This window comes from Roseovarius sp. (assembly GCF_018066915.1).
In the GTDB taxonomy this organism is placed as follows: Bacteria; Pseudomonadota; Alphaproteobacteria; order Rhodobacterales; family Rhodobacteraceae; genus Roseovarius.
On sequence record NZ_JAGPVV010000316.1, the window covers coordinates 1 to 5956 of the forward strand.

Here is a 5956-nt window from a genome sequence, read left to right on the forward strand (position 1 = left end):
GCCAGTTCCGGCAGCGAGGTGCCGACCGCGACCAGCGTCAGGCCGATCACCGCCTCGCTCACCCCATAGCGCTGCGCGAGGATCGAGGCATTGTCCACGAGGATATCCGCCCCAAGCGGCAGACCGACAAGGCCCAGAACCAGAAACGTAATGATCTGCCACCAGGGCATATTGGGGTCCGCACCTTCGACATCTTCGATCCCGTCCGCCTCAGACAGGGCGGTAATCGCCGCATCGCGTCGGTGGGCCATCGTATCGCGAAACGCATCCGCCAGCATGAGCGCCAGCGCCGCCAGCAGGATCAGCCCCGCGATCCAGTCAAAGGTGCCGCGAAAGGCCAGCAGAATGAACAGGACCGAGGCCGCAAGCATCTGGAGATAGGACTTGGAGCACCTGCAGGTGCTGGTATGCAACACCGATAGAATGGCCGGAATCCCCAGCACCAAGAGGATGTTGGCGGTATTCGAGCCCACCACATTGCCCAGCGCCAGCCCCGGCTTGTCATCCAGCACCGCGTTGACCGAAATCAGCAGTTCCGGCGCAGAGGTGCCAAAGGCCACGACCGTCAGACTGACGATCAGCGCCGGAATCCCCACCCTCAGGCTGAGATTGACGGCCCCTTTGACCAATGCATCCCCCGCCAGGAGCAGGATGACCAGCCCCAGCGCCGACAAAAGCCATGGCATCATTTCAACTTACCCTTTTCGCAGGAGCACGGCCCCTTGCCGATACGGTAGCGCCCGCATTTCCGGCATTTGGACTCGCTCAACCGTTTTTGTCCGGGGAATCGGAGGCGTCCGAACATGGCGAGGACCCCCATCGCCAGAAGAAAGATTATGACGACCTTGACCAGCAAATCAGAGGCCGAACCGGGCAAAGCTTGCCCGTTCCTCAACTGCGCTCAGCGCATCCTCGGCGATGGCCGCCCCAAAGCGCGGGAAGAACCCGCGTTTGCGCCCGTAACGGGCAAGCTGCACCTTGTCGCCATAAAGCTCCTTGAGCTTGGGCAACATATGCCCGATGCCATCGGCCAGCCCCAATTCGACGCTGCGCGCGCCCAGCCAGAATTCGCCGGTGAAAAGATCGGGGTTATCGCCCAGCCGCGCGCCGCGCCGGGATTTGACATGGGTGATAAAGGCCGCGTGAATCTCTTCCAGAATCCCCTTGAGCCGTGTCACATCCTCGGGCTTTTCGGGCATGAAAGGGTCAAGCGTGCTCTTGGACTTGCCAGCCGTGTAGATGCGGCGTTCGATCCCCTGCCGGGTCAGAAACTCGTTTGCACCAAAGCCCGCCGAGATCACCCCGATAGACCCCAGCACCGACGAGGCATCGACCCAGATGTCATCCGCCGCCACAGCCAGCCAATAGCCGCCCGAGGCCGCAACATCCTCGACAAAGGCATGAACGGGGATTTTCTTTTCCTCCGCCAAGCGCCGGATGCGCGCCGCAATGAGCGAGGATTGCACTGGAGAGCCGCCGGGCGAATTGATCACCAGCGCCACCGCCACAGGCTTGCCGCGCGCAAACGCCTTGTCGATCACCGGCCCGATGGTCTCGTCACTCAGGGGGGCGCGCGGCCCCGCGCCGATCATGCCCGCAAGACGGATGACCGCGACAGTTGGTCTGCGGTTGAGGAAAGGGATCAAGTGCTTCATGCAGCCCGATGTAGAGTGCAGGGCCAAGACAAACAAGGCGGCCCGTGCATCTGATCGCCCATCCCCGGTGTTTCCCCTGCCCTCGCGTGAAAAAAATCACGCGGGGCCGTCACGATTTGATCCGGTATCCGGTTTTGAAAATCATCCAGACCGCCCCAAGGCAGAGGCCAAAGAACACCCCCACCGCCAAGAGGCTGTAGCCAATCCCAACATCCGCCACCCCGAAAAAGGCCCAGCGAAAGCCCGAGACAAGATAGACCACCGGGTTGAAGAGTGTCACCACCTGCCATGCCGGCGGCAACATCGAGATGGAATAAAACGCCCCCCCAAGGAACACGAGCGGCGTGATCACCAAGAGCGGGATAAGCTGCAATTGCTGAAAATTCTCGGCCCAGATTCCGATGATGAACCCGAAAAGGGCAAAGGACACGCAGATCATCACCAGAAACAGCACCATGATCCATGGATGCTGGATATCGAGATCGACAAAGAGGCTGGCCGTGATCAGGATCACCGAGCCGATCATCAACGCCTTGGTTGCCGCCGCGCCAACATAGCCCACAACAATCTCGAGGAAATTCACCGGGGCCGAAAGCAGTTCAAAGATCGTGCCGATGAATTTCGGGAAATAGATACCAAACGAGGCGTTGGAAATGGCTTGGGTCATCACGCTGAGCATGATCAGGCCGGGGACGATAAAGGCAGCATAGCTCACGCCTTCCACCTCTTCGATCCGCCCGCCGATGGCGGCGCCAAAGACCACGAAATAGAGCGTGGTCGAGATGACCGGCGACAGCAGGCTTTCCAAAATGGTGCGGAAAAACCGCTTCATTTCATAGATATAGATGGCGCGAATGGCGTGCAGGTTCATGCCGCATCCTCCCGAACGAGGCCCACGAAAATCTCTTCGAGACTGCTCTGGCGCGTTTCGATGTCACGCACCGACAGCCCCTCGGAGGCCAATGCCTGCAAGAGCCGGGTGATGCCCGTGCCCTCGGCGCGTGTCTCATAATTGTAAATCAACGACTGACCCTCGTTGGTTCTTTCCAGCGCATAGGAGGCAAGCGTGTCCGGCACCGTGCCGATGGGCTCCACCAGATCAATCCGCAGCGATTTGCGCCCCATCCGCCGCATCAGCGCCGCCTTGTCCTCGATCAACAGGATCTCGCCGCGGTTGATCACCGCGATCCGGTCGGCCATGGCCTCGGCTTCCTCAAGATAATGCGTGGTCAGGATGATGGTGACACCGCTTTCCTTCAGCCCGCGCACCACCTCCCACATGTCGCGGCGCAGCTCCACATCGACCCCCGCCGTCGGCTCGTCGAGAAAGAGAACCCGCGGCTCGTGACAGAGCGCCTTGGCGATCAGAACCCGGCGCTTCATCCCGCCCGAAAGCTCGCGTATGCGGTTGTTGCGTTTGTCCCAGAGCGAGAGTTGTCGCAGGATGCGCTCGATCAACGCCTCATCCCGCGGCCGCCCGAACAGACCGCGGGAAAACCGCACGGTGTTGATGACCTTTTCAAACGGTTCCAGCGCGATTTCCTGCGGCACGAGACCGATCATCGCCCGCGCGGCGCGATACTCGTCAATGATGTCATGCCCCCCGACCGAGGCCCGTCCACCCGTCGGTGTGGTGATCCCGCAGAGCGTGGAAATCAGCGTCGTCTTGCCCGCGCCATTTGGCCCGAGCAACGCGAGGATCTCGCCCTCTTCGATGCGGAGCGAAACCGCGTTCAGCGCGGTAAACCCACCCTTGTAGGTCTTGCTCAGGCTTTGAACGTCTACGATAGCTGCCATGGTGATCCTCTTTTGGATGGGAACCTAAGCCTTTGGTCCCCGAACGCAACGCGCATCGCGGCATAGATGCCTGTGCATCCATGCGCGGTGTCGCCGATCAGAAAACAGTCTGTTTTTGTGAGTTTGTTCATAGTTTCGCGTCAGGATGGTACAGTAACTGCCACACCGGGTGGTGGGCCTGAGGATTGCGAGGGGAACGGAATGATCAAGCATGTTTTCCGGCTTGTTCTGCTGACTTGTGTGATGATGACGGGTGTCAGTCCTGCACAGGCAGAGCCGCGCGTTCTGGTCATGGGTGATTCGCTTTTGGCGATGCACAAGCTGGTGGGGCGCTCTGTCTCGTCCTCGGTCGAGCAGGAATTGGGGGTGCATGTCACCGACATGTCGGTTGCGGGCGCGCGGTTTCTCTACCGCCTGCCCATCAGCGGCGCGCTTGGCCTCAACATCACCAAGCAATTCCGGCAGGGCGATTGGGATTGGGCGGTGCTGAATGGCGGCGGCAATGATCTCTGGCTTGGCTGCGGCTGCATGCGCTGCGCGGCCAAGTTGGATCGCCTGATTTCCCGCGACGGGCGGCGCGGCGCAATCCCCGGTTTTGTCTCACGCCTGCGGCACAGCGGGGCACAGGTGATCTATGTCGGCTATCTGCGCACGCCGGGCATCACCTCGCCGGTGGAACATTGCACCGATGAGGGGGCCGAGATGGATCGCCGCGTGGCGCTCTTGGCCGGGCTGGACCGGGGGGTGCATTTCCTGCCCCTCGCCGATATGGTGCCGCACGGCGACCGATCGTATCACGCCATCGACCTCATTCACCCGTCGTTCAAGGCCAGCCGCCTTATCGGCCAGCGCATCGCGCAGATCATTGTCGCGCATGACGCGGGCACGGTCTCTCGCAACCGGCCTCTGACGGAATGAGAATGCCTTAGGGCGTGTTGGGCTACATTGAAAACACAGCCGTCCCGGGCTTGACCCAAGACCTCGCCTAGTCAGCTTGGCGACCCCGGCTCGGGGGCCGGGCGATGTGACCCAAACAGACGTAACGTGCTTTAGCTGATCAACCGCTTGAGCCAGCCTTTCTTTTCCGCCTCGGGTTCGGGGTCGTCTTCGGATGGACCTTCGAGCACTTCCTCCAGACGGGCAAAGAACTGATCCGCCATCTTCTTGGCAAAGCCATCCACCAGCCGACTGCCCAATTGCGCGAGCTTGCCGCCCACGCTGGCCTCGACAGCATAGCTCAGCCGGGTGCCGGTCTCGCTATCCTCGAGCCGCACATTGGCCCCGCCCTTGGCATAGCCTGCGGCGCCGCCCTTGCCCTCGCCGGTCAAGGTCAGGCTCTGCATCTCGACGATGTTCGAGACCTTGACCATGCCCTTGAACGTGGCCTTGACCGGCCCGACCTTTTGCACGACGGTCGCCTCGAACCCCTCTTCGGGCGTGCCCGTCACCTCCTGCGCGCCGGGCACGCATTCCTTGAGCACCTCGGGGCTGAGCAGGGCCGCCCAGACCGTCGCCCGATCCGCCTTGATGTCGCGCGCGTCACTCATCTGCATCTGTCATGCCCTCCCGTTGCATCCTGCCCGCACCCTAGCGCAGCCCCCTTGCCGCGCCAAGGGAGCAGAAGGTCGGAGCGGCGCAAGGCATCTGGCCTTCGCGCGCTGCTGCCCTTACCCTGCGCCAAAACGGACGAGGGGCAAGGATGCTGTCAGGGCTGCGCGTGGTGGAATTCGAGGGTTTGGGGCCTGCGCCCTTTGCCGCGATGATGCTGGCCGAGATGGGCGCGGAGGTGATCGTGATCCATCGCCCCGGCGCGGGCAATCCGGTGGCGGGCGCGCGCAATCTGCTGGATCGCGGCAAGCGTTCGATCGTGCTCGACCTCAAGCGCGCCGAGGATGTGGCCATCGCGCGCGCGCTGATCCAGCGGTCGGATGCGCTGATCGAAGGGTATCGCCCCGGCGTGATGGAGCGTCTGGGTCTGGGGCCAGAGGCGATGCAGGCCGCCAACCCGCGTCTCGTCTATGGGCGTATGACCGGCTGGGGGCAGGCGGGGCCGCGCGCGCAGGAGGCGGGGCATGATCTGAATTACATCGCCACCTCCGGCGCGCTCTGGTATGCGGGCGCGCCGGGCACGCCGCCTGTCACCCCCGCCACCCTTGTGGGGGATGTGGGCGGCGGCGCGCTCTATCTCGTGGCGGGGATGCTGGCGGGGCTGATCCGCGCCGGGCGCAGCGGGCGGGGCACCGTGGTGGATGCGGCGATTGTCGATGGCTCGGCGCATATGATGGCGCTTTTGATGTCGATGATGCCCTCGGGCAACCTGAGCATGATGCGCGGTCAGAGCCTGCTCGACGGGCCGCATTGGAGCCGCGTCTACGCCTGCGCCTGCGGGGGCTGGCTCTCGGTGCAATGTCTTGAGCCGCAGTTCTATGCCGAATTCCTGTCCCGGCTGAACCTGTCGGATGAACCGGATATGGCCGCGCAACATGACCGCACACAATGGCCCG

General features: G+C 62.6%; 8 protein-coding genes. 2 read left to right on the plus strand and 6 right to left on the minus strand.

Annotated features, from left to right (window positions below; genetic code table 11):
* The 5 genes from KBT70_RS17865 to KBT70_RS17885 all read right to left on the minus strand — a co-directional run.
* The coding region (locus tag KBT70_RS17865) for a sodium:calcium antiporter (protein ID WP_296637388.1) at nt 1-689 on the minus strand (689 nt) is incomplete at its 3' end.
* Complete coding sequence (locus KBT70_RS17870) at nt 686-877, minus strand: hypothetical protein (RefSeq protein WP_296637391.1); 192 nt, start codon at nt 875-877, stop codon at nt 686-688. The genes KBT70_RS17865 and KBT70_RS17870, both read right to left, overlap by 4 nt.
* Nucleotides 858-1655: a S49 family peptidase gene (locus KBT70_RS17875; RefSeq protein WP_296637393.1), complete on the minus strand. Its 798-nt coding sequence runs from the start codon at nt 1653-1655 to the stop codon at nt 858-860. Before KBT70_RS17875 ends, KBT70_RS17870 begins: the two co-directional genes overlap by 20 nt.
* Nucleotides 1656-1764: 109 nt before the next feature.
* Entirely contained in the window at nt 1765-2526 is a 762-nt protein-coding gene (locus KBT70_RS17880) for an ABC transporter permease (protein WP_296637395.1), read from the minus strand.
* Complete coding sequence (locus KBT70_RS17885; RefSeq protein WP_296637397.1) at nt 2523-3452, minus strand: ABC transporter ATP-binding protein; 930 nt, start codon at nt 3450-3452, stop codon at nt 2523-2525. The genes KBT70_RS17880 and KBT70_RS17885 overlap by 4 nt, the downstream gene beginning before the upstream one ends.
* A gap of 201 nt (nt 3453-3653) precedes the next feature.
* Here KBT70_RS17885 and KBT70_RS17890 point away from each other — a divergent pair, with 201 nt between their 5' ends.
* On the plus strand, nt 3654-4370 hold the full coding sequence (locus KBT70_RS17890) for an SGNH/GDSL hydrolase family protein (protein WP_296637398.1): 717 nt from the start codon (nt 3654-3656) through the stop codon (nt 4368-4370).
* Between the two features lie 131 nt (nt 4371-4501).
* Here KBT70_RS17890 and KBT70_RS17895 read toward each other — a convergent pair whose 3' ends face one another.
* The gene (locus KBT70_RS17895; protein ID WP_296637400.1) at nt 4502-5005 is read right to left on the minus strand and encodes a carbon monoxide dehydrogenase subunit G; all 504 of its coding nucleotides are present in this window, start codon (nt 5003-5005) and stop codon (nt 4502-4504) included.
* A 146-nt stretch (nt 5006-5151) separates the two neighbouring features.
* Between KBT70_RS17895 and KBT70_RS17900 the strand changes: the two genes are divergently transcribed.
* The coding region (locus KBT70_RS17900; protein WP_296637402.1) for a CaiB/BaiF CoA-transferase family protein at nt 5152-5956 on the plus strand (805 nt) is incomplete at its 3' end.